Source organism: Acinetobacter sp. Ac8 (genome assembly GCF_055392545.1).
In genome coordinates, this window is the sequence record NZ_AP043689.1 from 4,374,497 (window position 1) to 4,400,679 (window position 26,183).

A 26,183-nucleotide genomic window follows, 5' to 3' on the forward strand; every position below is an offset into this window, starting at 1 on the left:
ATTTCCTAATTCAATGTCTTTTCAACAACAATAAACCAATATAAATTACTAGAAAAAAAACTCAGTTCTTGATCTTTAATTTTTTGATTACTTCCCCAAGTTGCACAATAAGCTGATACTATTTCACTATGTTGAGTTGAGGAAGTAATTAATTGTCCTTTTTTTGTTTTAATATTATCTGTAAATACAATCCAATGTGAAGGACCTCTAACTTTAAGTTTGCTAAATCGAGGAATTTCTGGCTGCCCTTCTACAATAGCACCCATTGTTAATGCTATCAAATAATGATTTTGCATCGAAAATGCATTTGCTTTTATTAAGCTATCAACACGGCTACTGTAATTTCTTTCAGTATATACTATTTTATAACCAATATTCTTTAACCAACGCTCCATATCTGATGGTAGAGTAAATGCCGTAAAACCATTAAAACTATCACCTACAATATTCTGACTTTCTGCTGTATTATAATCAAAAACTGAATTCTCTGAATCTCTCAAACTCCCCATTGTTATCCAATCTACTGGTGAAATTCTTGGATTTAATGTTATTTTATTATTAACACCTTTATTCTCCTTATAGAAACCATTCACTTTTCTAGCACCATCTAAAGAAGGTTTTATATTAAGATTATTAACCTTTACCTCACCCTTCTCCCATAACTCTTTTACTATTTTAGCATATATTTTCTTATTGCTATTTAAAACGCAATAAAAGAACGCAGCTGGCCCGCACAAATATGTACTACGTTGATTTGGGTATGGATCTTTAATTCTACTATATAAACTAGTCTCAACACGTTCTTTAGTAAAAGGATCATTTGAATTACCGGGAGGGTATTTTTCTTCAATAAAAATCCTATTCGATGGTAGATTCACTTCCACAATATTTGGATTATTAGGTTGTGTCTGTTTCGTAACATTGTTTGTTTCTTTATATTTAACAATATCTAATTTAACATTATATCTATTTTGAGAACTAAACTCTTCAATTCTGTTTGCACTCAAATATCTTTTAATAACATGAACTTCAGCACCACTCTTAGATATTCTAAATAAATCAAAAATTAAAATACATTCTTTTAGTTTAGCAGGATCATTGACAACTATTTTTAAAATGTGAGTTCTAAAATTCTTAGTTGACTTAATCAATAAATTTTTTGAATATGGTGATATTTTATTATTACTCTGGTCTAAATAATTAATATTTTTAACAGGATCATAAACTCGCAATGAATATCTCAAATCATTAATATCAACATTAGATTCCAAAGAAACATATGGATAAAAATCGTAATTAGCCATTATCTATCTCATCAATATTTATAAGCTCATCATTTATTAAATGTAAATCCACTTTTTCAGGTTGAATTGTTGTTATTGTTTTAGTATAGCCATTATCATCTGTTATGCCTTCTACCTTACTTCCATTCGCTAAGAAAAAGTAATACTTCATATTTCTCTTAATATTTCCATTATTATCTTTCACCAGCATTTTCAAATCATATGCATTTTTTTCACCTATTTTAGGTAAGCTGATGCTAGAACTAATAACTTTCGCACCACCCAAAAACTTATGTTGTCCAGCTTTGACTTCAAACTTACCTGCAGTGGTCGGTAAAACACCTGCACTACTAATTTCAACTTGCGAACCATCTGCAATCAAAATAATTTTCTTATCCGCTTTAATCTCAATCTTATCTTCAGTTGAAATAATCTGAATACCTTTACGTGCAATCAAATCCGCACCATCGCCTTGTGCTTGGATCTCAACTTTACCTTTCCCTGCAAATAATCTTGCCCCTTCTTGTGCCGCAAAAAGACTAATCTTTGATTGTGCATGTGCGACTAAATTCTTTTGCGTACTCAGGTTGATACTATCACCCGCAGTTTCATAGATTTGTCGATCGGCAGAAAGATGTAGATCTTCATTAGTAGCAAGCGCAACCGAATTGGGTGAAGCCAATAACATGAGAGCTTGCTTAAAGGTATCTGCTTGGCTTTTTGCTTCACTGGATTCATCTTTTTCCAAAAATGAAATAAACGATTTCAAATGATCTAAATTTTCTAAAGGATCCGTTTGCTGATTCTTAGCAACTTCACTTAAGGCTTTAGAGTTATTTAGACTACTTTCTAACTGACTTTTCGCGGCTGTTGCATCGAGATGATTGCCTGAAGCTGAATCTTGAGCATAGGTACTGAGTAGTAGGCCTTGCCCTGCACGCACTGCACCCCATTGGTCTGTTCTTAGTTCAAAGCCTTCACCTCGTCCTTTACTGGTCTCGGTTTCTTTAGGATGACTCAGGTTACCGAGGTTAAGTTGACTCGCACCGTGACTACTTTGTAGCTGGCTGCTGATTTGCTCTGTGGTATCGTCAAATCTCAGTTGGCCATAGCCACTGCCTTTAACTTCTCGACTTTTGATCCCCGCCAGTTTTTTGGTATCAGGTAATTGGCCTTTGTCATCAAATTTCGTTGGGCTACGTTGTGCTTCATGGATACGTCCCACCACAAATGGTCGATCGATATTGCCATCAAAGAAATCTATCACGACAATCTCACCAATCCTCGGTAAGAACCGTGCACCATAGCCTTCACCTGCCCACGGGGTCAGTACACCCACCCAAGCGGAATCGGTGTCGTTGTCATTGCTCCCTGCTCCACCATCATGACTATGATCTTCATTTCTGGTAAATAGGAAGCGAACTTTAATACGTCCCCATTCATCGACATGGATTTCTTCTCCACTTGGCCCAACCACTTTGGCACGTTGTGGATGGGTACTTGGACGATGTTGTAGTGGGTGGTATTCAGGAACAGTGGTGATATTACGGCGTTGTAGTACCAATTGATTGGCTTGGCGTTCTGGGTTATTTGAATCTGCTTTATTTTCGTTTACCCAATTGCTTTGTTGGAGCAAGCGATTGATTTGTTCGCTCAGGTCTTTGGGTAAGTTGTTCTGGTTATAGAATGTCTTTGACGTGATCAGAAATTCTTTGTCTGAGCCATTGTGTTGGTCTATTTCTGGGTGTTCGTTTAACTCAAACCAGTACCCCACTTGCGCATCACGTACAGTGGAGTTGGATATAAATTGTTTGGATTGGGCATCGTAATAATGGCTGAGGTTTTGGTTGATCTTTTCAATTTGATTGTTATTTGAAGCGGTTGCTTGATCTTCACCATTGAGGTCTTGAATCCAAGCTGGGCTAATATGCCAAGCTTGTTCTAAACCAAGACTGGCATTGTTTTGGCTTTGACTGTGTTGGTGTTTGCTTTGAACACTGCCTGCACCTTCTTCTTGCTCTAACACATCTGCTTGCCAGCGTTGTACGTGGACAGCGGTGGGTTGTAAGCTACATTGTCCGATAAAGCTGGTGATGCTGTCTTGTTGTTCTGTGGCACTGCTGCGATGGAAGCGGATCTTTCTTCGTTCTAGTGCTTTGTATTCACTGTTATCATCCACCAAACGCAGTTTTTGTGGTTGAATTTGAGTCGCAGAACTAGGCACAATCAATTGCGCTTCATCAATCAGCCAGTTGATCCCTTCACTGCGCATCAAGCGGGTTAAAAATGCATAGTCGCTTTCGTTACTCTGCATAATGAATGGTCGGATATCGTAGTCTTTTTTCAGTCCACTTTTATCCAGGCTTAGACTGGAGGCAAAGAGTGGGCTTTTGTCTTGCCATTCTTTAAAGAGGGTTTCTATGACTTGCACAACCGACTTATTCATAAACACTCGGCTGTTACGGCGTTTATACCACAGTGAAGTGGCATCTTCGAGTTTGAGTTTATATAGCGTTAGTGCACCATCACTTTGCCCTTGTGCGGCCTCAGTAATTACGCCTGTGCTACGAAACAGTTGTCCATGATCTGTGACTTGATCAATGGCCACTTGGCTACCAATGAATTGTTTAAGCGGAATCACAGCCGAGGTGGCAAGGCAAATCAGTTCAATAGACACACCTTGGTTTAGACCATGTTGTCCATCGATACGTTGTAAGAAGACTTGGTTGTTTAAGTCTGTATTGCTAAATTGGATATGCAAAGCTCGTTTTTGTGCGTTTAGTCCAAGCTGATCCAATATTTTATAAATGCTATTTACTAAGCTGTTCATTTGAATGAGTTAATTATTATTAAAAAATATGTTTAGATTATAATCATAAGTCAAAATTCTGTCATTTTTAATTTTGTAAAATGATTTAATATCCACAATATAATTATTAAAATTCAACAAATTGCATATAACATAAATTTATTAGCCATTAAAAACAGGCCAAATAAATTTCAATATTTTTAAATCAATAAAAGGGAAATCATTACATATAACATAGACTGATTTCCACCCATCATAATCTTTTAACCTTTCTTCACTAAATAGTGAAATTCCTTATTCCCGGCATCATCTAGTACTTCTTCTTGTAAAATCAACTCATGACCGAGATGCATACAAAATTTAGGAATGTCCCAAGAGGTTGAATTATCAGTTGCAAATACTTCAACGACATCACCTGATTTAGATTTACGAATTGCTTGATGCAACATCATTACAGGCTCAGGACAACGTAGTCCACGCGTGTTTAATTGAATGCTTGCTGTAGGCATCGGTTCAGACATTATCTATTCTCAAAAAGAAGCGAAATCAATCAATAATTTTAACACAAACTCAAATAATGAATAAGGCTTGCAATATATCTATAATATGACACATACATTCATCTATTTACCTTATTTAATAGATAGACATCTGTGTTTTCTTCGGTATGATAAAAAAACATTTACTAGATATTAAGCGTCTTTAGGAAAGATCATGCACGAGGAATCAGGCCCATCGTGGGGAATGCGTGGCTTACGCAAATGGTTAGGAACAGCGCCAGAAACCCGGGATGAACTGCTAAAATTAGTACAAGATTCACGTCGTTTTTTAGAACCCGATACTGTTGCAATGTTAGAAGGCGTATTAGACCTTCCTGCAACAAAAATCCGTGAAGTCATGACTCCGCGCACAGCGATGGTCAGTTTGCAAGAAGATGATCAACTTCTTGATATTTTAGATATTCTTATTGAATCTGCACATTCACGTTTCCCTGTTTTCTCTTCTGATCAGCCTGAAAACGTGGTGGGTATTTTACTTGCTAAAGATCTTTTACCCTTTTTAACTGATCGTTCATCTGTTGTCGATGTGCATGCGTTAATGCGTCAGCCATTATTTGTGCCAGAAAGTGCCCGTTCCGACCAAGTTTTGAGAATGTTAAAAAACACTCAAACCCATATTGCTATTGTGATTGATGAATATGGTTCAACAGCAGGTCTCGTCACTTTAGAAGATATTCTGGAAGAGATTGTTGGCGAAATTGAAGATGAGCATGATAACGTTGACGAAGAAGCGCAATTTATCATTCCAGATACAACCCATACCACAGCCAATACATGGATTGTGCAAGCACTTACACCAATCGAACATTTTAACAATGTTTTAGATGCTGAATTTCCTGACGATGAAGTAGAGACTATGGGCGGATTACTGCTTCAAGAAATTGGTCTAGTGAGTGATCTTCAAGGCCAAGTGGTTGAGCTTGAGGATTGGGAATTTACAATTATTGAAGCAGATGCACGCACTATTCATCTGATTCGAGCTGTACATAAATGAGAGCATACTTTGACAAGCTGTTAAATTCATCACAACAACAAAAACAGCTGCCCTTCATTTTCCCATTATTGATTTCGTTAATGTCAGGCGCAGTGTTCAGTTTAGCACTGGCGCCTTATTATTGGTGGTGGTTGGCAATTTTATCGCCTGCCCTGCTATATGCTTGCTTAAAAGGCCGTACACCACGCCAAGCATTTGCGATTGGCTTAAGCTATGGCTTTGGTCTATGGTTTGTTGGCGCATTCTGGCTCTATACATCGATTCATGTGTATGGAGATACCAATGCAGTATTAAGTGTCTTGATGATCGCCATCATGGCCATTGTCATGGGGCTTTTTACCGCAATTCAGACTTGGGTATATCGTAGATTCTTCCCTGAAACACCATTAACTTTCGCTCCTTTGTGGGTTATTTTTGAATGGTCGAAGACTTGGGTCTTTACGGGTTTTCCTTGGTTATTTGCAGGTTACGCATTTACTGAACGACTCTTAGATGGCTATGCTCCATTGTTTGGTGTGTTTGCAGTATCTTTTGTCGTGATTATCCTTGCTTGTGCATTGGTTGAAATTTTAAATAGAAAAGTCTTTTGGATCTTTCCTGCAATCATTTTAATCCTTGGCGCATGGGGCGCATCGTTTATCACTTTCGTACAACCGAAAGCAGAAAGGCCGCTCTCCGTTTCTTTGATTCAAGGCAATATTCCGCAAGATTTAAAATGGTTAACTGAATATCAGGTTAAAACCTTAGAAATTTACGTTAATTTAAGCCGTACTGAATGGGGGCGTGATCTGATTGTTTGGCCAGAATCCTCGATTCCACTGTTCCAAACAGATATTCAACAATTCTTGGATATGATGGATCAACAAGCCAAAAGTTCAGGCACAGCATGGGTAACGGGTATTCCTTATTGGGACTTAAAAGAATCACAGAAAAATGGCTATCCAATGTACTACAACAGTATGATGGCTTCTGGCGCAGATTCTTCAGGCTTATATAAAAAACAACGTCTGGTGCCTTTTGGTGAATATATTCCACTTTCAGGATTGTTGGCTTGGGTATTACCTGCACTACAAAATGATCCATCCATGAGTGGATTTTCCCAAGGTGCATCCAATCAAAAACCTTTTAATATTAAAGGACATGATTTGGCTGCAGCCATTTGTTATGAAGTGGCCTATCCGAATCTCACTCGACGTAATGCGATTAATAGTGACTTTTTAGTGACTGTTTCTAATGATGCGTGGTTCACTGGTACAGCAGGTCCATTACAACATCTTCAAATGGTACAAATGCGTGCTAAGGAAAATGGACGTTGGTTTATTCGTGCCACCAATACAGGTGTTACAGCTTTTATTGACCACAATGGGCATATTGTAAAACAAGCCCCTGTAGATCAAAAAGCTGTGCTTCGTGGTGATTTACCTGCCATGCAAGGTGAAACTTGGTACACCCGCTTTAGTGATTATCCTATTTTATTGCTCTCCCTATTGTTATTAATTTTAGGCTGGATCTATCGACCTAAAGCAGTCGATATTAGCTTTAAATCTAGACGTTAATGCTTGAATCCCTCATCTCTGGTTTAAGGAGATGAGGTCAGCTTCAACAAAGCGCTTGATTCAATGATTAAAGCAACTTTGTTCCCAATGGCACATTTGCATCAGGCACACACAACGTCACATGCCCATCTTGATTATGGAAACCCGTCACTAAACACTCTGATTGAATCGGTCCAATTTGTTTTTTTGGAAAGTTCACAACAGCAACCACAAGCTTCCCAATTAAATCTTCAGGTTGATACAGGTTGGTAATTTGCGCACTCGATTTCTTCACACCGAGTGCTTCGCCAAAATCAACATGCAAAATATAAGCAGGCTTACGCGCTTTCTCAAACACTTCTGCTTGAATAATTTTTCCTACCCGTAACTCTACTTTAAGAAAATCATTCCATTCTATTTGTTGCATTGCTGAGTCCTCGTATTTTTATCAGTTCATCTCAAGAGATAAAATCATTTTAGATAAATTTAAAGCGATCAACCTTATACAAAACAGACAAATGATCCTGTTAAAAAGACAATCATGTTCAATCCAGCCTCAATCCAAACCCTATCAAAACGAAATTGAAAATATTTTCGGCGCATTTTTTATTATATTTTTTTCAAGTTTATGCTAAATTATTTTCGCTGATCATAAAGCCGTAAACGTTTACGTCAATCAACGTGCCAACATATCTCCAACAAGGCTTGGGGCTATTTTTAATCAAAATTTTAATATTTTGGTGCGGCACTGGCGTTTGTTGGTTTACGGAGTAAAAAATGCAAAATTCTAAATCGTCTTATTTTAATTTTAAAAAGATTCCACATCGCTATGCAGCGATTGTTTTACCTTTGTTACTGTCTATTATCATGACATTTATTGTTTCAGGTATCAGTACATTCAGAAGCATGAGTTTTGAGAATTTTTCGCTATACACATGGCTTTCAGCTTGGGGGATTTCTTGGCTGATTGCCTTTCCAGTGTTACTGTTTATCTTACCTATTGTGCGCAAAATCACCATGAGCCTTGTTCAGCCAACTTAGTTGCAAACCTGAATCATTAAATCATCGTGCAAAAAAAAAACCGAGGATTATACCCTCGGTTTTCCATGATATTTCAACTAAAGTTGAGTCACCAAATAAGACATCATTGCAGCTAAAAATAACATTGGCACATAACGATATGAACGTACTAAATATTGTTCTAATAATGATGAGAATTCAGTTTTTAACTGAAATACTGTCAAATTTAAGGCATTATAAAAACTAATAATGGATAATGCACTAAATACGCTAATCGCCATAAAACCAATCATGATCTGGCTATTGGCATCGGCAACTTGCCAAATATTGAGAAAAAACTGGCTAATCGGTAATAGGCTCAAAATTAAAAGAACAGATTTGAGCATAGTCCAATGAAATTGGCTGATTTCATCTGGTAATAATAATGCTTTCATCTCATCCTCCTAAGCAATTCAGATTGCCCTGAGAACTATTATGCAAGCTTTTAATTAAATAAAAAGTCTATTTTTATACACAATTTAACTTTCTTGTAACTATTAAATATGGGAATAATTCTTATTATAACTCTCAAACATCGTTATTTTAAATAGTTGTTATATTTCAATAAATTAAATACACTTTAGCAAACAAGAAAGATTATCACTTCACTCAAGATTTATTAACTCGATTAAATGAAGTGATTAATCCCATAAATATTAACTTAAATAATCTTCAATTAAGGTTGGTAATAAATATCTGCATCATTTCCTTCACCACCTTGTTTACCATCGGCACCAAAAGAATATAAATCAAATTTACGACCTTCAGAACCAGGGATCACATATTGAATATCATTTTCCCAACTGTCTTTCGGATAACCACCTTTAACATAACCACCAGGTAACCAGTTTTTAGCCGTTGCAGGTTGATTTACAAGCGCGTCTAAACCACCATCTTGGCTTGTCGGATAACGCCCATTGTCCAGTTTATACTGGTCTAAAGCACCCGCTACACCTTTTAATGCAATTTTAGTGGTGTCAACTTTGGCTTTTTCACCACGTCCCATCACATTGGGTACGATCAATGCTGCAAGTACGCCTAAAATAACAATCACAACCATCACTTCAATTAAGGTAAAACCTGACTGACGAGTCCTATTCATCTTTCGTTGCATCTGCTTACTCTCTATATATTCTTTATAAAAATAATTGGCTTAAATCATATTGTTCATATTGACGATTGGCAACATGACAGCAATCACAATAACCAAAACAATACCAGCCATAAACACCAACATTAAAGGTTCCAGTAAAGCCAATAATGTTGAAATAAATGAGGATACTTCTCGATCCTGCATATCTGATGCACGGCTTAACATTCGATCTAACTCACCCGAAGCTTCACCGCTTTTAATCATTTGTACCATCATCGGTGGGAAATAACCACAACGCTCCAATTGTGTTGCAAGATTTCCACCTTCTGTGACTTTCTCTGCTGCAATATTAACAGCATCTCGTATCACCCAATTGCTACTCACCGCTGCTCCAATTTTTAAAGCATCGACCAATGGCACGCCTGATTGGGTAAGAATAGATAAGGTACTGGCAAAACGCGCTGCATTTATACCACGAGATAATTTACCAAATAATGGCAATCTGAGTGTTAAACGATCAAAAGCATAGTGCCCCGCAGAAGTTCGCAGGAATCGAATTAATAAAAAGATCCCAACCACACTAAACACCAGCATAAAGGGCCAAGCCTGCCGAATAATCTCACTGGCTTTCATTAAAGCCACAGTGATCCATGGCAAGGCTTGCTTACTTTGGTCAAAGGTTTTAACAATGTCTGGAACAACATACGTCATTAACCCCATCACAATCGCAAAAGACATAAACATCAAGATGATTGGATAGATCATCGCACCTTGAATTTTCTTTTGCATGGCAAAGCGGTTTTCGGTGTAATCAGATAATTGATCTAAAATTAAATCTAAATGTCCTGAACGTTCACCCGCAGCAACGGTCGCAATATACAAATCTGGAAAGCGTCCTGTTTGTTGCATCGCTTGAGCCAAAGAGTGCCCTTCAAGCACTTTTGAACGTGCCGAAAGTAACAGATTTTGTACATGCACTTTTTCACTTTGTTTGGCAACTGCTCGTAATGCTTCCTCTAAAGGAATCGCAGCAGCGACCAAAACAGAAAGTTGACGTGTCATTAAGGCCAGATCATAAGCCGAGAATTTACGTTGAAAAAATCCTGAACTTTTATTTTTATCTTTTTGTTCAACAGCATCCACCGTGACAGGAATCAATTCCTTGTCCCGTAGTTGTTGTCGAATCTGGCGTGCGGAATCTCCTTCTAACACGCCTTTTTGCTGCTTTCCTGAAGCATCAATTGCAGTAAATTGATATGCTGGCATTATTATGCTCTAGTTTTCCAAAATTTTTTGATTACGCTGTTGCGTCATACCCTATAAATCATTCATATTCATGTTTATAGATGACTGTTACACTCTAACACAAGCCGAATCTGGACATGAAACAATTTCATCACAGCCTCACTAAATTAATGAGTCACTAAATTAAAAATGTCGAATACCCTTGCTACGCCACAGACGATTTATCGTATTCAAGTTGCTGTTCCAGTCTATTTGAATGACTGCTTTGATTACCAAGTCACCGCTGAACAATATGCGCAAGCTGAAGTCGGTGCGCGTGTTGCAGTGTCTTTTGGCAGACAAAATCTGATTGGTGTTATTGTTAAGAAAGTACCGATTGATGAACCTGTGGATTCTCATTTTAAACTCAAAGCCATTACTGAACTGTTAGATGAACAGGCCATTCTAGACAATAAAGTTTTAAGTTTATTGACATGGTCATCACAATATTATCAATTTCCTATCGGCGAAGTGATTCAAACGGCGTTACCTACCTTATTACGCCAAGGTAAACCTTATAATTTATTGGCACGTATCTGGAAACTTTTAGACTTACATGCCGAAGACAAAGTTAAGCGTTCTGAAAAACAACAAGAAGCCTATAAAATTTTAAAGCTACACCCGAAAGGGACACAGGAAAATATTCTTAATTTAAGTGGTGTTGAAACAGCCACACTTAAAGTCCTTGAGAAAAAAGACATTGTTCGTTGTGATTTGGAACCACAAAATGTCACGCCAGAACCTGTGCAATTGGCACAGATGCCACTCACGCCAAATGACGATCAGAAGAAAGCCATTCAAGCGATTTTAAAAGCGCAGAAAAAATATCAAGCGTTTCTACTGGATGGTTTAACTGGGAGTGGTAAAACCGAAGTTTATTTGCAAGTGATGCATGAAGTACTTAAACAAGGCAAACAAGTCTTGGTTTTAGTGCCTGAAATCGGCTTAACTCCACAAACCATCAGCCGTTTTCAATCACGTTTTCATTGCAATATTGCCTTACTGCACTCAGGCTTAAATGACACTAAACGTTTACAAGCATGGCAGCATGCGCAAACGGGCAAAGCCTCTATTATTTTAGGCACACGTTCTGCAATTTATACACCTTTGCCACATTTGGGTTTGATTATTTTAGATGAAGAGCATGATCTTTCTTTTAAGCAACAAGAAGGCTTTCGTTATCATGCTCGCGATGTGGCCATGTATCGTGCACATTTAGAAAATTGCCCGATTATCTTAGGTTCTGCCACGCCTAGTATTGACAGTTATTATCTTGCTCGCCAAGAAAAGCTGACACGGATTGAGTTAAATCAACGTGCTGGTGCCGCAATCATGCCGAAAATGCATTTGATTGATTTAAAAGTGGCAAAAAAACAGCATGGCTTAAGTGATGTTTTGATTGCTGAAATCAAAAAACGTTTAGAGAAAAAAGAACAAGTTCTTATTTTTTTAAATCGCCGCGGCTATGCCCCTGTGCTTATCTGTGAAAGCTGTGGTTGGCAGGCCAATTGCCCCAATTGCGATGCTCACTTTACCCTACATTTAAAGCCTTATCAGCATTTACATTGTCATCATTGTGGCACGATTAATCGTATGCCTGATGCTTGCCCTCAATGCAATCAACAACAATTAAAGCCAATCGGCATGGGAACTGCCAAAGTTGAAGAAACTTTGAATGAGTTGTTCCCTCATTTTCCCGTTCTACGCGTAGACCGTGACTCAACCAGTCGGGTAGGCAGTTGGCAAAAGATTTATGATCAGATCCAGAAAAGTGAACCGACCATTTTACTTGGCACGCAAATGCTGGCAAAAGGACATCACTTTCCTTATGTCACCTTAGTGGCAATTTTGGATATCGATGCAGGTTTGTTGAGTGTGGATTTCCGCGCCACAGAACGTACTGCGCAATTGATTATTCAAGTTGCAGGCCGTGCGGGTCGTGGTGAAATGAAGGGTGAAGTCTATTTACAAACCCTAAGACCTGATCATCCGTTATTAAACACCTTGATTCATAATGACTATCGGACCTTTGCCAAACAAACCTTAAAAGATCGCCAAGCTGCACTGCTTCCACCTTTTCGTTATACAGCTTTGATTCGTTGTGATTCAAAACATCAGGAAGAAAATTTAAAGTTTTTGACTGAAATGACGCAGCTGCTTAGACAAACTGCCGAAGAGAATTTAATTGATATCTGGGGACCGATTCCAGCGCCAATGGAACGTAAAGCAGGGCGTTACCAAGCCCATGTGGTTTTGCTTTCTCAAGATCGGGCAAAAATGCATTTTTATATTCGTCAATGGTGGCAACAGCTGTTACATAGCAAACCTTCTACGATGAAAGTCACCATAGATGTTGATCCGCAAGAGTTGAGTTAAAGTCTTAATTTAGCTTATTGCTATACAAATCGAGAGAATGAACCGAGTCTCGATTAAACCGCTTCTGCATTTTGCATCGTTTAGCTATGCACAATGTAGGTACTACATGGCGATAAGCATGTCATCGTTAAGTGAGCCTATAGAACCACCCCCTTACCTCTCTCATCACTTTTAAATTTTTATTGGGTAAAAAGACAATTTCTTAATAAATATCTCCAAGTGAATCACAAAATCACGCTACAATTTCTAAAGAAAGAAAAAAACTTAAGGCAAGTGAATGTCACTGTTACTCCAAATCACCATCTTCCTTGGTGCAGCATTAATTCTGGTTCCTTTAGGGAAAAAACTCGGTATCGCCACCGTACTGGGTTACTTATTTACAGGAATACTTCTGGGTCCAAGCGCGTTTAACATCGCCAATGATCCGGAGGAAATCATGCACCTTGCCGAATTTGGGGTGATTTTACTGATGTTCCTGATTGGTTTAGAACTTCGACCACAGCGTTTATGGGAAATGCGCCAATCCATTTTTGTAATGGGAAGTTTACAGGTGGGGGTTACTGGGTTGGTGCTGATGGGAACTATCTATTTAATCTTTCAACAATCACTCCCTGCAAGTTTTGTGATTGGTTTTGCCTTAGCACTTTCTTCAACTGCCTTTGTTTTACAGCTTTTAGAAGAAAAACAACAACTCAATACCACTCATGGTCAGCAATCCTTTTCGATTTTACTGTTTCAGGATATTGCTGCGATTCCATTACTTGCCATCATCCCACTCTTAGCAGGCAGTGAATCGAGTCATCATGGCGTTGCTTACTTTGCTGCGATTATCGCCACGTTCACGGGTTTATTTCTGTTTAGCCGTTATGTGATGCGACCATTTTTCCGCTTTGTGGCAAAAAGTGGTGCAACAGAACTGATCACAGCTGTTGGCCTATTTATCGTGCTGGGTGTGGTGTTATTGATGGATACACTCGGGATCAGCACAACCTTAGGCGCTTTTTTAACAGGTGTACTTCTGGCTGACTCTGAATTCCGTCATGAGCTTGAAGCCAGTATTGCGCCCTTTAAAGGTTTATTGCTTGGTTTATTCTTTATGACGGTAGGAATGACCACACAAATCTCGTTAATTGCAGATATGCCATTACTGATTATTGGTGGCGCAGTCAGTTTAATTCTGATCAAAATGATCGTGATGGCAGCCATTGCACGTTATAAAAAAATGAGTTGGACCAACAGTTTAATGGTCGCAATCTGTTTGGCCCAAGGGGGTGAGTTTGCCTTTGTAGTATTAAACGTGGCAAAAAGCGAAAAAGTACTGGCTGAAGCAATCATGGAGCCCATCACCTTAATTGTGACCTTATCCATGGTACTGACCCCCATCTTCTTTTGGTTGGTAAGTACGCAAGTATTGCCCTTAATCAATAAAGACAGTGCACCGAAATACGATGAGATTCCCAACGAACACCCTGCTCTTATTGTTGCTGGTTTTGGCCGTGTAGGGCAAATTGTTGCTCGTTTGGCACGTATCCGTCATTTTACTTTTACCGCCATTGATAATAATTTACAAAAAATTGATTTTGTTCGACGCTATGGTGGTACTTTGTACTATGGCGATGTGACTCAACCCGATTTACTCCGTGCAGCCGGAATTGAGCAGGCCAAGGTTTTTGTATTGGCAATTGATAATGTTGAAGATTCAATGAATGTTGCGCGACATATTTTGCTCAATTATCCAAACCTTACATTATTGGTTCGAGCACGAGATCGTTATCACATGCATCTCCTACGTGATGTCGGAGTTAAACATATTTGGCGTGAAACCTATTTGACTTCATTGGGGATGGGTTATCGAGCATTGTGTGAACTGGGCATAAGTAAACAAGAGGCTTATGATAGTGTTGAGCTATTTAGAAACTACGATGAAGAACTGTTAACACGTCAACAGCGTATTTATACCGATGAGCAAAAGCTTTTTGAAAGCTATCGGGACTTTATTTCGGAGCTTGAGCACCTGTTTGAAAGCGATGCGCAAGTTGAAAACCACAATCCTGAGCAATATAAAGATGTTCCAGATTTGGATGAATCAGGCTTAGAACGGCCCACAGCAAAAGCTCAAACCACACATGCCAAGCATGATCGTATTAATATTATGCGTGATGACGAAAATTAACTTTAAGATGCAGCGTTTTTCAGGTGAAATAAACTTGTGATTTATAATATCGCCACCATCTAAACAGGGATTTGGAGAATTTTATGTCTGATTTACGTCAACGTTTTTATATTGAAGATAGCCCTGTACGTGGTGAAATTGTACATTTAGATACAGCACTACAAACGATTCTATCGCAGCGTAATTATGCGCCTGCTGTGCGCATTTTATTGGGTGAAATGTTGAGTGCAACAGCATTACTTGCAAGCACATTAAAAATTAAAGGACGTATTAGCTTACAAATCCAAGCACAAGGTACATTCAAATGGGCAATGGCTGAATGCAACCATTTAGGTGATGTACGTGCACTTGCAGATTATGAAGAAGATCCGCATTTTATGTTGAGTGAAGACAGTAGTACTGTGCTCAGCACGTTGCAACAACCTGTGTTATTTATCAATATTGAACCTGAATTTGGTGAGCGTTATCAAGGAATTGTGCCACTTGATCAACCAACGCTTGCGGCTTGTTTAATGCAGTATTATGACCTTTCTGCACAAATTCCAACACGTATTGTCTTGGCAAGTACCCATCACAATGCAGGCGGTTTACTGATTCAGTTATTACCTCGTAATAATGAAGAAGAACAGCAACGTGTAGATGAAGACTTATGGCCACGTTTAATTATGTTGACGCAGACCTTAAAGCCTGAAGAATTGACAGATTTAACCGCACAAGAAATTCTTTACCGTTTATACAATGAAGAAGAAGTTCGTCTGCCAGATGTTGAACAGCTTCAATTCAATTGCACCTGTTCACGCGATAAATGCAAAAATGCATTGATCCAGATTGGTCTAGATGCAGTCAAAGAAACCCTAGAAATTCAAAATCCAATTGAAATGGATTGCCAATTTTGCAATAAAAAATATCAATTCACTGCAAAAGAAGCTTTGAATCTTTTTGGCGAGCATTTAAGTTAATCTATTAAGATCTGAATGGTTTAAATTTGCAAAAATTTAACTATCGGTTTTTACCAAGAAAAGAGCAAATTCAGTTTGCTCTTTTTTTTCAATTAAAATTCAAAGCATAATCAGCAAGTTTTATAAATTAAAAGGTTGAATAGCTATTTGGAATTGTCATTTACTTAACCAAAGCACCAACCCGAACACACAAAGCCCATAGAACATGAAACACCACCTTTATCAACATAAGCGGGCTTTTGTTCTAGATAAGTTTTGAAACAATAACCACACTAAGTTGCTCTTCCATCTGTAGCCAAAAAGGCATAAAACTAGAATAAAGTTAAACAAAATAATGACCTTAAGTATGGCAAAAAATTATTATGAAGATTTGGGTGTTTCTAGAAATGCGACACCAGACGAAATTAAGAAAGCTTATCGAAAACTCGCACGTAAATATCATCCTGACGTGAGTAAAGAAGCCGATGCTGAAGCAAAAATGCAGACCATCAATGTCGCCTACGACACCTTAAGCAATGAAGAAAAGAAAAAACAATACGATTTTGAACTGGATAACCCTTATGCCAATACAGGTGGGTTTGGAGGGCAATCTACAGGTCAAAGTGGTTTTGATGGTAGCCAATTCCATCGTTCGTACAGTAGCAGTGGTGGACAAGATTTTAGTGGTTTTGAAGATCTATTTGGACGTTTCGGTGGCGGTTTTGGCGGTGGACATCAACAAGATTTTGGGCAACGCGGCTCTCAGCAACAGCGTAGCTATAAGGGTGAAGATCAACATGCCAGTATTGAAATTCCTGTAAGCATTGGTTATGAAGGCGCGACTCAGAGTATCACCTTACAGATCCCAACCTATAATGCCTATGGTGAACCCGAGGTACAACGGAAAACCCTCCAAGTTAAAATCCCCAAAGGCATGAAAGAAGGTCAGCAAATCCGTCTTGCAAAACAAGGACAAGCTGGAATTAACGGTGGTGAAAATGGCGATCTTTATATTGAGATCCAATACCAAGACACTGACCGTATCCGTGTTGAAGGTGCTGATGTCTATTACACGGTTGATGTCACACCTTGGGAAGCAGCACTTGGTCAAAGTATTGAAATTGATACCCCAGCAGGTAAAGTAAAAGTTACTGTGCCACAAAATGCCAAACCCAATCAGCAACTCCGTTTAAAAGACAAAGGGATACCGCATAAAACCCCAGGTCATCTTTATTTGGTGATCAATATTGTTTATCCCAAAGCAACCACCGAAACACAGCAAAAAGCCTATCAACAATTTGCTGATGCTTTTACTGACTTTAATCCCCGTTCATAATTTTATAGATACCAACATAGCCTTGCTAAAGGAGAGCAATCATGACAACTATTCAATATCGTGAAATTGTCTATGACGGTTTCCATGATGCAGAAATCGTGGATGAAAACCTAAATCTAGATCTCAAGCATTTTGCTGAGGCATGCGGTCAAAGTCCAGATTGGATTTTGCAATTGCTTGAATATGAAATTTTACCCGCACGTCCTGAAGACCGTATTCATCAATTTTTTGGAGAAGATATCTCACGCGCACGTCGTGCCTATCGTTTACAACGTGACTTTGAAGCCAGTTTATCTGCCGTTGCAATGATGATGGATTTACTTGATGAAGTTCAACAATTGCGAAAACAAGTCAAACATCTTCACCTTCATACTCATTAATTCATTTCAAAATGTTAATGCCTAGTGACAGGTTAATATTTAACCTGTCATGATGGAGAACTTGTCTCTCCGTTTTTGTTTTTTCGTTTAGAATTTTCTGACAAAGAGGTTAATGAGCTCTGATGAATTCGAAAGTAATGAATAAAAAGTTGAAACACATGTTCCCAGAACACCGCGATCTCATGTGTAGTTTAAAACAAGAAGATCCGCATTTTGCTAAACTTTTGATTGACCACGATGAACTTGATCGTGAAATCAGTCACCTTGAGCTTGATCCACTCAATCATATTCATGAAAATATTGAGCAGCTCAAGCGGAAAAAATTAAGATTAAAAGATCAACTCTACTTAATTTTACAAAAGACAGCGCAGATAAATCCTCAACTAGAATAATGCTTAATTATTTCAGTTTTGTGATTTTTTCGACTTCTTTCATGGTTTGTTTGATCGGTTCATAATCTAAAAACCAGAGTAAATTGACGTGCTGATTTTTATGCTGCTGTGCCAACATATCAATCACACTTCTTTCACCACGTCCAACCAAATGACGGCGGTAAAAATAGATTAACAACCCAATCGTACAACCCAACATCACACCCAGCATCACCCAGAAACCTATCGGACTGCGTAAACCTGGAATGAATTCAAAATTCATTCCATACACCCCTGTTAATAAGGTCAATGGTGCAAACACCGCAGTAATAATCGCAAGAATTCGCATATTCTCATTGGTTTGATTGGCGATTGCAGAAAAATGTAAATCAATCGCAGTTTGAATTGCGGTACTTAAACGTACTGTATATTTTTGAATACGTTCAACATGGCTAACCAGATCATCCACGCGAACCAGCATAATATCCTGCTTCTCAGTGCGTTTTTTACCTTTTAAATGGGCATAATTTTCAACAATTTCATCTCGAAGTTCCTGCAAGGAATCTATTTGTTCTTCGCACAAATTTTCAATTTGCTGAAAAACCAGATTTTCTTGAAACAGTTGATGCCACTTGGTAAAGCGGCGATTGCCTTGCAAAAGCTCTTGTTGCCAAAATTCAACCCGACGAGACAAAGGATTACGCAAATCCAAATAGCCATCAATCATACTATTCAGCAAGCGCAGTGCTAAATCTAAAGGGGTAGTGGGTAATTTACGTGGTTTATTCTGTTCTTCTAAACTCTTATTCATGATATTGAAAATACGGGCAAGATAACTTTCAAAGGCATGGTTGCCCTTTTCATGAATAGTGATTAAAGCTTGTGAAGTAATAATAAAACTGACTGGTGAGGACGCCAAACCAAAAACACGATCATGCTGTTCAAGGGCATCTTCACCACTATCGATCTGATCATCTGGGGTAATTAATTTACGAAAAATCAATAAATCATAATCTTCCATTGCATCAAATGCGCATGGATGTTCGATATTTAAAATATCTCGAATATGGTATTCATTGAGATGAATTTCAGTCGAATTATAGATTTCTTTTTGCCATAGCTCAGCACGATTGACCACATCTTCACGGGTACAATCCACCCAGACAAATTGCTGCTCTGCATTAAAAACAGGTTCTTTTTGTATACAGGTATAAGGTTCATCTGTGTGTTGAAAAAAATAAAAGCTTTGCATATTCACGATATTTTTGGTCTTTCTTGTTATGCATCATGCCATAAAAAAAGCCCTGAGCAAGCCAAAGTTGTAACTTTGGCGAAGCACAAGGCAGTCTTTTCTGTATTAAATTTTAATCAAACCCTAAAGGATTTAAACCTTGCAAATATTATGCTTGGTCTACATCTTTCATGGTTAATTTAATACGACCACGGTTGTCTACGTCAGCAACTTGAACTTTAACGTCTTGACCTTCAGCCAAGATATCAGTCACGTTTGCAACGCGTTCGTTTGAAATTTGCGAGATGTGAAGTAAACCATCTGTACCTGGCATAATATTTACAAATGCACCAAATTCAACGATACGAATTACGCGACCAGCATAGATTTTACCTGGTTCAACTTCAGCAGTAAGCGCTTGGATTTTTGCAATCGCAGCTTGAGCAGCCGCTTTGGTTTCACCAAATACACGTACAGTACCGTTATCTTCGATATCAATCGCTGCTTTTGTTTCTTCTGTGATTTGACGGATTGTCGCACCACCTTTACCAATCACATCACGGATCTTATCAGGATTGATGTTGATCACTTGGAATGTTGGCGCATGCATAGAAATTTCAGGACGTGCACGTGAAATCACTTGGTTCATTGCATTCAGAATATGCATACGACCTGCATACGCTTGATTCAATGCAACTTCCATAATTTCTTCTGTGATACCTTCGATTTTGATATCCATTTGAAGCGCAGTAATACCGTTTGCAGAACCAGCAACTTTAAAGTCCATATCACCTAAGTGATCTTCATCACCTAAGATGTCAGAAAGAACAGCAAAACGCTCGCCTTCTTTTACTAGACCCATTGCGATACCCGCAACTGGCGCTTTAAGAGGAACACCTGCATCCATAAGTGATAATGAAGCACCACATACAGAAGCCATTGAAGATGAACCATTTGATTCAGTAATGTCAGATACAATACGAATCACATACGGGAAGCGATCAGCTGGTGGAAGAACAGCTTGTACACCACGACGTGCTAAACGACCATGACCAATTTCACGACGCTTAGGACCAGATTCACGACCTGTTTCACCTACAGAATATGCAGGGAAGTTGTAATGCAACATGAAGTTGTCAGTTTTTGTACCAGACAAGGTATCAACCATCAACGCATCACGTGTATTACCCAAAGTCGTTGTAACCAACGCCTGAGTTTCACCACGTGTAAATAATGATGAACCATGAGCACGATCTAACACACCCACTTGTACGTCTAATCCACGAACAGTTTTAGTATCACGACCATCGATACGTGGTTTTCCTGAAAGGATGTTGTCACGCACAGTACGGTATTTAAGATCTTCAAATAATTCGTTTAAGTCATCTGCAATACCAGCTTCGTCATTTTCAGGAACGAATTGAGCAGTTGCTTCAGCTTGAAGGGCATCTAAAGCAGCATAACGGTCATGCTTAACAGCAATGGTATACGCTTCAGAGATTTTAGCTTCAAATGCGTCTTTTAATTTTGCACGAAGATCTTCGTTTTTAACTGGAGCAGTCCAAGTTGATTCTGTTGCACCAGCGGCAGCAGCAAACTCTTTAATCGCTTGGATTGCAATTTGCATTTCGTCATGACCGAAAAGCACAGCGCCTAACATTTGGTCTTCTGAAAGTTCTTTTGCTTCAGACTCAACCATCAATACTGCAGATTCTGTACCTGCAACGACAAGGTCAAGGTCAGATTGAGCAAGTTGTTCTAAATTTGGGTTAAGGACATATTCGCCATTGATCAAACCAACACGCGCACCACCGATTGGACCACGGAAAGGTGTACCTGCGATTGCAAGTGCAGCAGACGTACCTAACATTGCAGCAATGTCAGCGTCCATAGTTTTGTCTGAAGACACAACTGTTGCAGTAACTTGGATCTCGTTGTAATACCCTTCTGGGAACAACGGACGAATTGGACGGTCAATTAAACGAGAAATTAAAGTTTCTGCTTCTGAAGCACGGCCTTCACGCTTACCATAACCACCTGGGATACGACCCGCAGCATATTGTTTTTCTTGATAGTTAACTGTAAGTGGGAAGAAGTCTTGACCCGCTTTAGCAGTAGGTTGTGCAACAACAGCAACCAGTACTGTTACGCCACCCATTGTAATAAGAACCGTGTTTGCTTGACGAGCAACACGACCTGTTTCTAGTACAACTTGATGTTGACCATATTGAAATTCTTTACGAATAACATTAAACATTGACATGTATTTTTGTTTCCTAATTTTATTCTAGTGGAGACCCCTAAGGTTTGGCATTCACATCAACCGCATAAATGACAAAGCTTAGAAGCCGACCTCACTAGACAATAAATCTTTAGTTAGACTAATTTTAAACACGAAGAAGGAGCGAATATTCGCCCCTTCCCTTTTATCCAGTAAATACTGGATAGACTTTAGTTTTCATCAGTACAGCATTCAGCATGCAATAATCCGAAAATAAAAGTTTAAATCGAATTAACGACGTAAACCTAAAGCAGCAATCAAATCGCTGTAACGAGTAGCATCTTTACCTTTAAGATAGTCAAGAAGCTTACGACGTTGGTTAACCATACGGATCAAACCACGACGGCTATGATGGTCGTGTTTGTGTTCTTTAAAGTGACCTTGCAAATCATTGATTTGAGCAGTCAATAAAGCAACTTGTACTTCAGGTGAACCAGTGTCATTTTCAGCACGAGCGAATTTTGCAACGATCTCTGCGCGATCTGCGTTTGTTAAAGCCATTCGATTTCTCCGAGATGCTTAATTTAAATATTTGATACAAATCAAATTGATTCTTCAAAATCAATTTAACTGCCGTGCATCACTACAGCAGTCGCCTATTTTAAAGGAAGTGGGGTGAGATTGCAAAAATATCGTACAACCATTCCCATAAGGCTTAATTACCAAACTATTGCATTTTTTTTACAAATCGCATGGCAATTGGGACACTGACATCATGCTCAACTCAGTTCACACTGCCGTGGAATAAAAATAATCATGGAAAAAGATTGTGAAATTGTTTTCAACCAATACCTGCTATGTACCCAAGGACTTAAGCAGTATCACGCAGCGCAAAAATGAAGTTTCTCCAGAACTGGGAGGGATGACCCAACAACAAATTGAAAAGATTTGGCAAAGTATTGAAAACCTGTATCAAACAGGCAACCATCCCCTGATCACCATGTGCTTAAGACGCAAAGGTGAGATTATTCTCAATCGTAGTCTGGGTTATGCGTCAGGTAATTCTGCCGATGGTCTGGCTTCAGATGCAGTACTTGGCAATCCAAACACCCCGATTTGCTTATTTTCAGCATCAAAAATAATTACAGCAATGTTGATTCACATGTTAGATGAAACAGGTGCAATCAATCTATTAGATCCGATCAGTTACTACATTCCTGAATATGCACAAAATGGCAAGCGCCGTGCCACAATTTTCCATTTATTGTCCCACCGTGGTGGAATTCCACGGATAGAAATGGAAGTCACTCCAGAACTGCTTTTTGACAAAGATCAAATTTTACAACACCTTTACGCTGCACAACCCATTTCACCTGCTGGTACGCATTTGGCTTATCACGCTGTTACTGCAGGCTATATTTTAGGTGAATTGATTGAGCGGGTAACAGGGCAAGATATTCGTCAGTTTTTACATGAACATATTGAAAAACCGATGGATATGCAGTTTTTTAACTATGGCTTAAAACCAGAATATAGAGATCAAGTTGCTTTAAATTATCCGACTGGTGTACACCCTAAACTCGGTACAGACTTATATTTAAACCATGTGCTCGGTGGTGGCTTACAACTTGCTGTCGATGTGACCAATGATCCACGTTTTATGGATACGGTATGCCCTGCGGGCAATATTTACACCAGTGCTGAACAAGCCAATCGCTTCTTTGAGATGTTATTGAATGGCGGTCAATATAATGGCAAGCAAATCATGAGTCCTGAAACGGTATTTCGTGCAACTTTGCCTACCTCAACCACCAACATCGACCGAACCTTACTTGCACCGATGCGCTATGCTTTGGGGCCTATGCTCGGCAGTAACCCAGTGGGTATATTTGGGCCAATGACGGGGCAAGCTTTTGGGCATTTAGGCTTTTCCAACATTCTCTGCTGGGCTGATCCAGAGCGTGATATTAGCGTCAGTATTTTAAATACAGGCAAAGCTGTGGTTGGAACACATATTCCTGCTCTGGCACAAACGCTTTATCAAATTTCTAGCCAGTGCCCTAAGATCCCTAAAACACAACGTCGAGCATTATTTGGCACAGATCGAACAGAAACCGAATTGGTTTAAATTGTCAGTTTAAACAGCGATTTTGGTTTAAACGCAACAGATAAAATATGAAAAAGCCCTAAGATTACTCTTAGGGCTTTTCCTTTGCGCTGTAGTTTCTTGTTTAGTTATTGTGCTTATCTTATTTATATTATTTGCTTGTACCCTAAGCAGTTTTTGTTTTTGTACATGACACTCGTTTCACAACCATGTGACCAATTATGTCCTTATGTGACTTATTATGCCTGTGACAGACTTTGAACAGAAGTCGCATTTACCGCAAGATTATGTGAGAAATAACGTACATAGAGGCAATGGTTGTAGCGTTTTAAAAAACCTACTAAATTTAAATAATTTGATTCTCTTTGAGATAAAAATTCAGAATTTAATTTCAATAAAAAAGCCCTGTAGTCTCTCCCAAAACTACAAGGCTTAGCGGCTGTAAGTTTCCTCTTATCACTTACTTTCATGTAAGTTCGCAGTCTCACGACTTTAAATTGTTATTATTTTGCGATTTTACTCAACGATCCTTGCTGAGTTCTTTATGGCTTCATCATCTCAAAAAGTAACAAGAAGCTCTATGCGCAAATCTCTCGAATTCATGTAAGCAATTTCGTACATAGAGATAAATTATCAATAAAAACTACAAAATAACTATGCCGTGTTAATCATGCTAACCAATCCACTCATTCTGGTTGTAGCAGTGTCTAAAGCGTGGATAAATGCTTGTCGATCAACCAGTAAACTCACCACTGATTTAGCCCGTGTAATGGCGGTATAAATCAACTCTTGGCTCAACAAACGTGTTGCTGCAACATCCAAAACCACGGCGGTATGGGTGAATTCTGAACCCTGAGACTTATGAATGGTTAAAACAAAAGCGGTTTGCATCGATTTAGGCAAACGCGTTGCAGCAATCCATTTGTCTAAACTGGGGAAATAGACTTCAAATTGATCAGCGTGCTGGCGATGTTTTAGACAAATTCCGATATCTCCATTGGAAAGACCAAGTTGATAATCGTTATAGCTCATCATCACAGGACGCCCAACATACCAGTCACCATAACGAGCCAATGTTGGAAGATATTCAAATAATGCTTTTTCCATTTCATGGTTTAAGCTATTCAATCCCAATGCACCATGCCGAACAGCCGTTAAAATACGATATAGGTCAAATGCTTGTGTCACCGCTTCAATTTGATGATGAGGCTCTTCGGCCATCAGATAGCTGTTTAAACTTTGAAAATAAGCTTGAAAACCTAAACTGAGTTTTTGGTAATACTGGCTTAGATCTGCTGGCAAAATCTTTTCAGGCAGATATTCAAGCTGAATCACATCTTGCATATTTGCTTTGAGTTCAACTGGTTTAAGCGCACTCGCCTCAACAATTTCTTGCTCAAAATTCGCCAATAATTCTGCACGGTCTATACTTTGATTTTTCTGTGATTGAATAAACTGTGCCATTTTTCCAATTAAGGCACCATCTTTAAAGCGTTGACTGGTCTGTAGATTGACCCGATTGTGCTGTAATGATTGTACATTCTGTAAATCTGCCAACACCGAACCGACATCCACTGAAGCCAACTGATTGGCATCACCCAAAAGAATTAAACGGCAATGTTCAGGAATCGCCTCAAATAACATCGTGGCTAAATTTAAATCTAGCATCGATGCTTCATCAACCACGATCACATCATAAGGCAATGGCTGTCGTAGATTAAAACGAGGAATATGCTGATTTCCCAAGCCCAATAACCGATGTAAGGTCATGGGATTAAATTGATGTTGGTTCAGTCCAAAACTGTGTAGTTTTGGATCACTCAATGATTTTTGTAGTGCTTCCCCCATTCTCTGTGCGGCTTTGCCTGTGGGCGCAGCCATTGCAATACGAATATCAGGAATGGTTTGCTGCAATACTGCAATGATTCTGGCCAAGGTATAAGTTTTACCTGTACCTGGTCCGCCGGTAATAATATTAAAAGCATTGCCTGCCACCATAGTTAAGGCAGCTTTTTGATGTGGATCGGTGAGAAGCTGATCAAATGCAACAACATCAACAGGTTGAATCTTCTGCTGTTTTAACCGTGCCACTTGTATCGCTAAACGGCGCTCAAGTTGCCAATAACGGTATAGATAAATCAAGCCATGCTGTTGCACAAATGGTGCAACCACTGTTTCAGCTAAACCATGTTCTACAATATCAGGTTCTTCAATATCATGCGTTACAATCAATGGCTTTAATAAGGCGGTGTTTTGCGCCTCTGCGGAGATACAGCTATCTCCTTGTGTGGTTGCCAATAAAATTTCTTGTACTAATTCAAGTGTCTGTTCATCTAATCCTGAAGCTGTGGAATACTGCGCTAAAATGTATTTACTCCAAGTCTCAATCCATTGCGGGACTTGGCTTTCTAAATCCTGTTTATTTTCCACACG

The 26,183-nt window shown here is 38.9% G+C and carries 21 protein-coding genes; 10 read left to right on the top strand and 11 right to left on the bottom strand.

Annotation, left to right across the window (positions count from 1 at the left end; translation table 11 throughout):
- Window positions 1-5: 5 nt before the first annotated feature.
- From ACZ5QH_RS20835 to tusA, 3 genes are all read right to left on the bottom strand, one after another.
- On the bottom strand, window positions 6-1,304 hold the full coding sequence (locus ACZ5QH_RS20835) for a hypothetical protein (RefSeq protein ID WP_303576644.1): 1,299 nt from the start codon (window positions 1,302-1,304) through the stop codon (window positions 6-8).
- The gene (locus ACZ5QH_RS20840) at window positions 1,297-4,113 is read right to left on the bottom strand and encodes a DUF2345 domain-containing protein (protein ID WP_303576643.1); all 2,817 of its coding nucleotides are present in this window, start codon (window positions 4,111-4,113) and stop codon (window positions 1,297-1,299) included. The genes ACZ5QH_RS20835 and ACZ5QH_RS20840 overlap by 8 nt, the downstream gene beginning before the upstream one ends.
- A 242-nt stretch (window positions 4,114-4,355) precedes the next feature.
- Entirely contained in the window at window positions 4,356-4,613 is a 258-nt protein-coding gene (gene tusA, locus ACZ5QH_RS20845; protein ID WP_004725563.1) for a sulfurtransferase TusA, read from the bottom strand.
- 193 nt (window positions 4,614-4,806) lie between these two features.
- Between tusA and ACZ5QH_RS20850 the strand changes: the two genes are divergently transcribed.
- Entirely contained in the window at window positions 4,807-5,646 is an 840-nt protein-coding gene (locus tag ACZ5QH_RS20850) for an HlyC/CorC family transporter (RefSeq protein WP_004816763.1), read from the top strand.
- Window positions 5,643-7,202: an apolipoprotein N-acyltransferase gene (gene lnt / locus ACZ5QH_RS20855; RefSeq protein WP_303576642.1), complete on the top strand. Its 1,560-nt coding sequence runs from the start codon at window positions 5,643-5,645 to the stop codon at window positions 7,200-7,202. Before ACZ5QH_RS20850 ends, lnt begins: the two co-directional genes overlap by 4 nt.
- 67 nt (window positions 7,203-7,269) lie before the next feature.
- On the opposite strand, the gene ACZ5QH_RS20860 is transcribed toward lnt, so the two are convergent.
- Window positions 7,270-7,608 carry a tRNA-binding protein gene (locus tag ACZ5QH_RS20860; RefSeq protein WP_004725556.1) on the bottom strand — a complete coding sequence of 113 codons (339 nt, stop codon included), beginning with the start codon at window positions 7,606-7,608 and terminating at the stop codon, window positions 7,270-7,272.
- A 350-nt stretch (window positions 7,609-7,958) separates the two neighbouring features.
- On the opposite strand from ACZ5QH_RS20860, the gene ACZ5QH_RS20865 reads away from it, so the two are divergent.
- Window positions 7,959-8,222, top strand: coding sequence for a DUF2798 domain-containing protein (locus ACZ5QH_RS20865; protein ID WP_239044792.1), 264 nt, complete (start codon window positions 7,959-7,961; stop codon window positions 8,220-8,222).
- Window positions 8,223-8,299: 77 nt separating this feature from the next.
- On the opposite strand, the gene ACZ5QH_RS20870 is transcribed toward ACZ5QH_RS20865, so the two are convergent.
- The 3 genes from ACZ5QH_RS20870 to gspF all read right to left on the bottom strand — a co-directional run bounded on the left by ACZ5QH_RS20870 (window position 8,300) and on the right by gspF (window position 10,599).
- A complete protein-coding gene (locus tag ACZ5QH_RS20870) occupies window positions 8,300-8,635 on the bottom strand; it encodes a hypothetical protein (RefSeq protein ID WP_004725552.1) in 336 nt (111 codons plus the stop codon).
- A gap of 281 nt (window positions 8,636-8,916) precedes the next feature.
- Entirely contained in the window at window positions 8,917-9,354 is a 438-nt protein-coding gene (gene gspG / locus ACZ5QH_RS20875; protein WP_004816754.1) for a type II secretion system major pseudopilin GspG, read from the bottom strand.
- Between the two features lie 39 nt (window positions 9,355-9,393).
- A complete protein-coding gene (gspF, locus tag ACZ5QH_RS20880) occupies window positions 9,394-10,599 on the bottom strand; it encodes a type II secretion system inner membrane protein GspF (protein ID WP_004725548.1) in 1,206 nt (401 codons plus the stop codon).
- Window positions 10,600-10,767: 168 nt separating this feature from the next.
- On the opposite strand from gspF, the gene ACZ5QH_RS20885 reads away from it, so the two are divergent.
- From ACZ5QH_RS20885 to ACZ5QH_RS20910, 6 genes are all read left to right on the top strand, one after another.
- A complete protein-coding gene (locus tag ACZ5QH_RS20885; RefSeq protein ID WP_303576641.1) occupies window positions 10,768-12,993 on the top strand; it encodes a primosomal protein N' in 2,226 nt (741 codons plus the stop codon).
- Window positions 12,994-13,270: 277 nt separating this feature from the next.
- Window positions 13,271-15,166: a monovalent cation:proton antiporter-2 (CPA2) family protein gene (locus ACZ5QH_RS20890; protein WP_303576640.1), complete on the top strand. Its 1,896-nt coding sequence runs from the start codon at window positions 13,271-13,273 to the stop codon at window positions 15,164-15,166.
- Window positions 15,167-15,249: 83 nt separating this feature from the next.
- Entirely contained in the window at window positions 15,250-16,125 is an 876-nt protein-coding gene (gene hslO, locus ACZ5QH_RS20895) for an Hsp33 family molecular chaperone HslO (protein WP_004725526.1), read from the top strand.
- 346 nt (window positions 16,126-16,471) lie between these two features.
- Complete coding sequence (locus tag ACZ5QH_RS20900) at window positions 16,472-17,440, top strand: DnaJ C-terminal domain-containing protein (RefSeq protein ID WP_034617833.1); 969 nt, start codon at window positions 16,472-16,474, stop codon at window positions 17,438-17,440.
- A 41-nt stretch (window positions 17,441-17,481) separates the two neighbouring features.
- Window positions 17,482-17,820 carry a chaperone modulator CbpM gene (locus ACZ5QH_RS20905; protein ID WP_004725521.1) on the top strand — a complete coding sequence of 113 codons (339 nt, stop codon included), beginning with the start codon at window positions 17,482-17,484 and terminating at the stop codon, window positions 17,818-17,820.
- Window positions 17,821-17,942: 122 nt separating this feature from the next.
- Window positions 17,943-18,212 (top strand): YdcH family protein, encoded by a 270-nt coding sequence (locus ACZ5QH_RS20910; protein WP_004725519.1) that lies wholly within the window; start codon window positions 17,943-17,945, stop codon window positions 18,210-18,212.
- A gap of 7 nt (window positions 18,213-18,219) precedes the next feature.
- Here the strand turns inward: ACZ5QH_RS20910 and ACZ5QH_RS20915 are convergent, their stop codons facing one another.
- The 3 genes from ACZ5QH_RS20915 to rpsO form a co-directional block, all read right to left on the bottom strand.
- On the bottom strand, window positions 18,220-19,443 hold the full coding sequence (locus tag ACZ5QH_RS20915; protein WP_303576669.1) for a magnesium transporter CorA family protein: 1,224 nt from the start codon (window positions 19,441-19,443) through the stop codon (window positions 18,220-18,222).
- Window positions 19,444-19,591: 148 nt separating this feature from the next.
- Complete coding sequence (gene pnp, locus ACZ5QH_RS20920; protein WP_171066865.1) at window positions 19,592-21,679, bottom strand: polyribonucleotide nucleotidyltransferase; 2,088 nt, start codon at window positions 21,677-21,679, stop codon at window positions 19,592-19,594.
- Window positions 21,680-21,934: 255 nt separating this feature from the next.
- Window positions 21,935-22,204 (bottom strand): 30S ribosomal protein S15, encoded by a 270-nt coding sequence (rpsO, locus tag ACZ5QH_RS20925; protein ID WP_004725514.1) that lies wholly within the window; start codon window positions 22,202-22,204, stop codon window positions 21,935-21,937.
- A gap of 268 nt (window positions 22,205-22,472) precedes the next feature.
- Between rpsO and ACZ5QH_RS20930 the strand changes: the two genes are divergently transcribed.
- Window positions 22,473-23,771, top strand: a complete 1,299-nt coding sequence (locus ACZ5QH_RS20930; protein ID WP_303576639.1) for a serine hydrolase domain-containing protein — start codon at window positions 22,473-22,475, stop codon at window positions 23,769-23,771.
- Between the two features lie 633 nt (window positions 23,772-24,404).
- On the opposite strand, the gene recD is transcribed toward ACZ5QH_RS20930, so the two are convergent.
- The gene (gene recD, locus ACZ5QH_RS20935) at window positions 24,405-26,180 is read right to left on the bottom strand and encodes an exodeoxyribonuclease V subunit alpha (RefSeq protein WP_303576638.1); all 1,776 of its coding nucleotides are present in this window, start codon (window positions 26,178-26,180) and stop codon (window positions 24,405-24,407) included.
- Window positions 26,181-26,183: the final 3 nt, after the last annotated feature.

Excerpts from the sequence above, each read along its gene's own strand:
- ACZ5QH_RS20835 (WP_303576644.1), bottom strand. The coding sequence starts at position 1,304 with ATGGCTAATTACGATTTTTATCCATATGTTTCTTTGGAATCTAATGTT.
- ACZ5QH_RS20840 (WP_303576643.1), bottom strand. The coding sequence starts at position 4,113 with ATGAACAGCTTAGTAAATAGCATTTATAAAATATTGGATCAGCTTGGA.
- tusA (WP_004725563.1), bottom strand. The coding sequence starts at position 4,613 with ATGTCTGAACCGATGCCTACAGCAAGCATTCAATTAAACACGCGTGGA.
- ACZ5QH_RS20850 (WP_004816763.1), top strand. The coding sequence starts at position 4,807 with ATGCACGAGGAATCAGGCCCATCGTGGGGAATGCGTGGCTTACGCAAA.
- lnt (WP_303576642.1), top strand. The coding sequence starts at position 5,643 with ATGAGAGCATACTTTGACAAGCTGTTAAATTCATCACAACAACAAAAA.
- ACZ5QH_RS20860 (WP_004725556.1), bottom strand. The coding sequence starts at position 7,608 with ATGCAACAAATAGAATGGAATGATTTTCTTAAAGTAGAGTTACGGGTA.
- ACZ5QH_RS20865 (WP_239044792.1), top strand. The coding sequence starts at position 7,959 with ATGCAAAATTCTAAATCGTCTTATTTTAATTTTAAAAAGATTCCACAT.
- ACZ5QH_RS20870 (WP_004725552.1), bottom strand. The coding sequence starts at position 8,635 with ATGAAAGCATTATTATTACCAGATGAAATCAGCCAATTTCATTGGACT.
- gspG (WP_004816754.1), bottom strand. The coding sequence starts at position 9,354 with ATGCAACGAAAGATGAATAGGACTCGTCAGTCAGGTTTTACCTTAATT.
- gspF (WP_004725548.1), bottom strand. The coding sequence starts at position 10,599 with ATGCCAGCATATCAATTTACTGCAATTGATGCTTCAGGAAAGCAGCAA.
- ACZ5QH_RS20885 (WP_303576641.1), top strand. The coding sequence starts at position 10,768 with ATGTCGAATACCCTTGCTACGCCACAGACGATTTATCGTATTCAAGTT.
- ACZ5QH_RS20890 (WP_303576640.1), top strand. The coding sequence starts at position 13,271 with ATGTCACTGTTACTCCAAATCACCATCTTCCTTGGTGCAGCATTAATT.
- hslO (WP_004725526.1), top strand. The coding sequence starts at position 15,250 with ATGTCTGATTTACGTCAACGTTTTTATATTGAAGATAGCCCTGTACGT.
- ACZ5QH_RS20900 (WP_034617833.1), top strand. The coding sequence starts at position 16,472 with ATGGCAAAAAATTATTATGAAGATTTGGGTGTTTCTAGAAATGCGACA.
- ACZ5QH_RS20905 (WP_004725521.1), top strand. The coding sequence starts at position 17,482 with ATGACAACTATTCAATATCGTGAAATTGTCTATGACGGTTTCCATGAT.
- ACZ5QH_RS20910 (WP_004725519.1), top strand. The coding sequence starts at position 17,943 with ATGAATTCGAAAGTAATGAATAAAAAGTTGAAACACATGTTCCCAGAA.
- ACZ5QH_RS20915 (WP_303576669.1), bottom strand. The coding sequence starts at position 19,443 with ATGCAAAGCTTTTATTTTTTTCAACACACAGATGAACCTTATACCTGT.
- pnp (WP_171066865.1), bottom strand. The coding sequence starts at position 21,679 with ATGTTTAATGTTATTCGTAAAGAATTTCAATATGGTCAACATCAAGTT.
- rpsO (WP_004725514.1), bottom strand. The coding sequence starts at position 22,204 with ATGGCTTTAACAAACGCAGATCGCGCAGAGATCGTTGCAAAATTCGCT.